The sequence below is a fragment of the Microcystis sp. M53602_WE12 genome (assembly GCF_030065455.1).
GTDB classification, from domain to species: Bacteria; Cyanobacteriota; Cyanobacteriia; order Cyanobacteriales; family Microcystaceae; genus Microcystis; species Microcystis aeruginosa.
The window spans coordinates 1-4,180 of the sequence record NZ_JASJFB010000305.1; the positions used below are offsets into that span (position 1 = coordinate 1).

Consider the following 4,180-nt stretch of genomic DNA (forward strand, 5'->3'; position numbering starts at 1 on the left):
TGTATTTTACCCCCGATCCCTCCAATGGTCGGCACTTTTTGAGGGAAAAAAGTCTAAAAGCCTTATCCAACAAGGTTTTTAGATTTATTCAGCAAGCCCTAAGTACCTAAGCAAAATTAATTACACATCTAAGCCACTACTCCGTCAGACTTCTGGTGTGAGCAAACAGTGAACTGAAAACTCAAATCCGATCCCTAATAGCTGTCTCCCGTCTCCCGTCTCCCGTCTCCCGTCTCCCGTCTCCTGTCTCCTGTCTCCTGTCTCGACTAGGAAATTAATTTTGCACGACTACTTAAGGCAGCCGCGAAACCGGGTAAGGGACCCCAAACAGAAACCCAAATCGTCAGGTTTGGAAATCACCGTCCGGCCCCGGCGGTGAGGATGTCAACTTTTTGGTGCCAGGGTCAAGACTTGTTAAGATTGATCAAGCCGTTCGCTCAAATTTACCACTTCTGTGGCTCTCATTTATGGTCATCGACTTTCTGCCCTTCACTATCAATATTTCCCCGGCCTTTATTGCCGGTAGCTGTCTCTGGTCTTTAGCATTGTATCTGGGGTTAGCTGGGGTGCGAAATTGGTTTATAGAAATTTTCTATCGCTGGTTTAATTTTGCCGAGCGTTTCCTCTATACTTCCCTAGAGGAGTTTGAAAAAACTCGCATCGCCAGAGAATCACAAAATGCTTTTTATGCCTCTATCTTTAGTATTATTCCCTTTCTCATTCTCGGCGGTTTCTCCGATTGGTTAATCGAGATTAGTTTAGGAAAAAGTTGGCCGATTAGTGTCGGTATTCTCGCCTGTGTTGCCTCTGGTGTCTATGAATTAGGACGGCAGGACGGCAGCGGTAATCAGTAAACAACGGTCAATTAAGCTGTTAACTATCTCAATTACTTCTTGGCACTGCACGGGAGTGGCAAGTTAGTCGATTTTAACCCTTGACTAGAGCTTAATCTTTTCCTTCCAGACGATTTTTATGTTTATTAAGAGTCTTTTGTAGTAAATTCAAAACCTCATTAGCAATCTCAATAACTTCATGGGTTCCAAAACCGGCCTGAGTTAATTCTTTAAAAAAAGCCTTAGCGACAATTTTGGCTAATTTCGGGGGATAAGGGTGAACAGCGATCGAATGTTCGGACTGAATTTCTGCTATTTCTCTAGTCACTGCCATAGCCACAAAACGAGATTTTAACATCCCTTGCAAATGAAAAATTTGCAGGGATTGGGCAGCCTGTTGAGCGAATAACTGCAAGATTTCTAAATCTAATGGTTCAAAATGTTTTTTGTCTAGGGGAAAACTGAGATTAATTACTCCGATTACCTGCTGATTGAGGATAATCGGTACGGAGATAAAACTATTATTATTTGATCTTTTGGGATCACGGGCTGCACTGGCAAATGGCGATCGAGTGATATCCTTAATTAGTAAAGGTTTTCCTGTGGCCGCTACACTGTCGGCAATAACTTGATCGAGTTTAATTATTTCTTGATCAGCCAAAGGTGATAGATCATCATAATGGGCAAAAACTTCTAGATAATCGGTAATTTCCCCTTTTAATTCCTGTGGAGAGCTTAACATAATTGAACAGTGCCGCGCTCGCAATTGATGAGCGCTCATACTAGCTATTTTCCCAAAAATATCTTCGAGATTTTCCTCAACATTCAAGACAAGAGCCAGAGTAGCTATTTTGGGGTTAAAATTATCCATGTATTCAATCACTTATTCAGTCCGAGTTTAGGCTTTCAGGGTGAGGATGACATTCCTCATCTCTGTGTTTGTCTGAGTCTATAGCTTGCCATAGCATCTGATCGAGGGGCTTTTTTACTCGCTAACTGATCTATTGTAGATGTAGCCAAAACTTCTGTGTCTCTTGTTTTTTGTCTTCCCTCTAGATGAACGTAGGTTGGGTTGAAGCATGAAACCCAACGCCCGCTCATGTTACGCTACCGCTAACCCATCCTACAAATAATTGTGCCTCCCTACTTAGCATCTGATCGAGGGGCTTTTTTACTCGCTAACTTATCTATTGTAGATGTGCTGAAAAACTTCTGTGTCTCTCTTGTGTTTTGTCTTCCCTCTAGCTACTCTGATCTAGTAGGTCAGAGGAGTTTAACCTGACTGGAGTGAAAGATGGTGCGTTTTCTCTGGGCAATTTTGGCCGGTGTGGGGATGGGGTTAACAGTGGCGCCAGTTTCTTGGTGGTTACTCGCTTGGATTTCTCTCGTCCCCCTGTGGATTATTGTGAGATTAGCGGAAAAATCCCTAAAAAAACAGCTTTTATACGGTTTTGGCTGGGGTTTTGCCTACCATGGTCTGGCTTTATTCTGGATCACGGGAATTCACCCGATGACGTGGATGGGTGTCCCCTGGTTAGCGAGTTTGTTAATTGCCCTGTTTTGTTGGTTGTTTATTACTTTTTGGGGAACGGCGATCGTGCTAACTTGGACGTTAGTCATGTTTTATGTCAACAAAAGTGTTAATCAGTCATCTTTTCGGGATGCCCTCCTACGGGTTTTCATCGGTACTGCCCTCTGGTGTGGGTTAGAATCTCTCTGGAGTCAATCCCCTCTCTGGTGGACTACCCTTGCTTATAGTCAAAGTCCCCATAATTTATTGATTCTGCAATTGGGCAAATTATCGGGTTTTACGACGGTAACGGCGGCAATTGTGGCAGTTAACGGTTTAATCGCCGAAAGCTTTCTCCTAATCCGTCAGTCGCGGCAAAATCTCGCTTTTCTCTCTTTACCCCTCCTCATTTGTTTGAGCCTGCATCTCTGGGGATGGAATGTTTACCATAAACCGATCGAAAAGTCAAGGGATTTAGGGATAAAAATTGGCGTCATTCAGGGCAATATTGCCAACACGATTAAACTTTCGCCCCTAGGATTTCAAAAGGCGCTCGAAGGTTACACCTCTGGTTATCAAATTCTCGCCGATCGAGGAGTAGATGCCGTCTTAACTCCTGAAACCGCCTTACCCTACTATTGGGAGAACTTAGTCAATAATAGCTCGATTTATTCGGCAATTTTAGCCAAAAAAACGCCAATCTGGTTAGGTGCATTTGGCAAGGTGGACAAGGGTTATAACAATAGTCTCTTGACCATTGATGGCGAGGGACAGGTGATTAGTCGGTATGATAAAGTAATTCTCGTGCCTTTAGGCGAATACGTTCCTTTTCAGGAAATTTTGGGCGGAATTGTTGATCGCCTTTCTCCCTTGCAAGCGCATTTAATCCAGGGAAATCCTGATCAAATTATTGACAGCCCTTTCGGTAAAATAATTGTGGGCATTTGTTACGAGTCGGCTTTTTCCGAACATTTTCGCCGTCAAACTGCTAGAGGAGGCGAATTTATTATTACTGCTTCTAATAACGCCCATTATAGCCACGCCATGCCCGCTCAACACCATGCTCAGGATACCATGCGAGCGATCGAAACCGATCGATGGATGGCCCGGGCCACCAATACAGGTTATTCTGCTTTTGTCGATCCCCACGGTAATCAGCTTTGGCTATCGGATCTGGATAGATATCAAATCCATAGCGAAACAATTTATCGACGGGATACAAGAACTTTATATGTGCGCTGGGGAGATTGGTTAACTAAAGTTTTAATCATTACTGCCGGACTCGCTTGGCTCTGGAGAGCTTGGGATTAAGGTGACAGTGCTATACTTTTTCGTGAATGAACTGTTAAATAACCTAAGTTTTTGCTGCAATGAAAGAGCAATTTGTCAAGTGGTTGAATAGAATCTTAATATTTGATGTGTTTTTAGTAATAGCGGGCTTTCTCTGGTTTGCCCTGGCTGTTATCGGTGAATCCACGGGAATTCCCCTAGGATTTAAACTTTTTCAGCGTCTTTGGCTGCCCTTATTCAATCCTGCTATTAGTATTTTAATTGCGGGGGCGATTTTAAGCTGGGCAATTAATCAAATTCAAGAACGCTTGTCCCCTAAATAGTAGGGTTGATTCATGAATCAACCCTACCTTATCAAGGAGGGCAGGGGGGATCGAACCTAAAATCCATTTTTAATTTAATTAGGGTCTGCTGAAAAAGTTTTTCCTGGGGGTAGGAGTCAGTAGCCGGTCGTCAGGAGCCGGTCGTTTTAGGCTTTGTTGCCCTTGTTTTTTGTACCAAGCGATGTACTACAAGAAGGATAATGCAAGGTTTTTGAAAGTCCCAA

At 43.3% G+C, this 4,180-nt stretch carries 4 protein-coding genes; 3 read left to right on the top strand and 1 reads right to left on the bottom strand.

Features of this window, described 5'->3' with window-relative positions:
• Positions 1-467: 467 nt before the first annotated feature.
• On the top strand, positions 468-854 hold the full coding sequence (locus PX482_RS10960; RefSeq protein ID WP_002756975.1) for a hypothetical protein: 387 nt from the start codon (positions 468-470) through the stop codon (positions 852-854).
• A gap of 91 nt (positions 855-945) precedes the next feature.
• On the opposite strand, the gene PX482_RS10965 is transcribed toward PX482_RS10960, so the two are convergent.
• Entirely contained in the window at positions 946-1,704 is a 759-nt protein-coding gene (locus PX482_RS10965) for a GAF domain-containing protein (protein ID WP_288056179.1), read from the bottom strand.
• Between the two features lie 423 nt (positions 1,705-2,127).
• Between PX482_RS10965 and lnt the strand changes: the two genes are divergently transcribed.
• Positions 2,128-3,654 (top strand): apolipoprotein N-acyltransferase, encoded by a 1,527-nt coding sequence (lnt, locus tag PX482_RS10970; protein ID WP_288122437.1) that lies wholly within the window; start codon positions 2,128-2,130, stop codon positions 3,652-3,654.
• 59 nt (positions 3,655-3,713) lie between these two features.
• The gene (locus PX482_RS10975) at positions 3,714-3,956 is read left to right on the top strand and encodes a DUF8620 family protein (RefSeq protein WP_002756980.1); all 243 of its coding nucleotides are present in this window, start codon (positions 3,714-3,716) and stop codon (positions 3,954-3,956) included.
• Positions 3,957-4,180: the final 224 nt, after the last annotated feature.

Bases quoted from the DNA above. Each gene is read 5' to 3' on its own strand.
- PX482_RS10975 (WP_002756980.1), top strand. From the start codon at position 3,714: ATGAAAGAGCAATTTGTCAAGTGGTTGAATAGAATCTTAATATTTGAT.
- lnt (WP_288122437.1), top strand. From the start codon at position 2,128: ATGGTGCGTTTTCTCTGGGCAATTTTGGCCGGTGTGGGGATGGGGTTA.
- PX482_RS10960 (WP_002756975.1), top strand. From the start codon at position 468: ATGGTCATCGACTTTCTGCCCTTCACTATCAATATTTCCCCGGCCTTT.
- PX482_RS10965 (WP_288056179.1), bottom strand. From the start codon at position 1,704: ATGGATAATTTTAACCCCAAAATAGCTACTCTGGCTCTTGTCTTGAAT.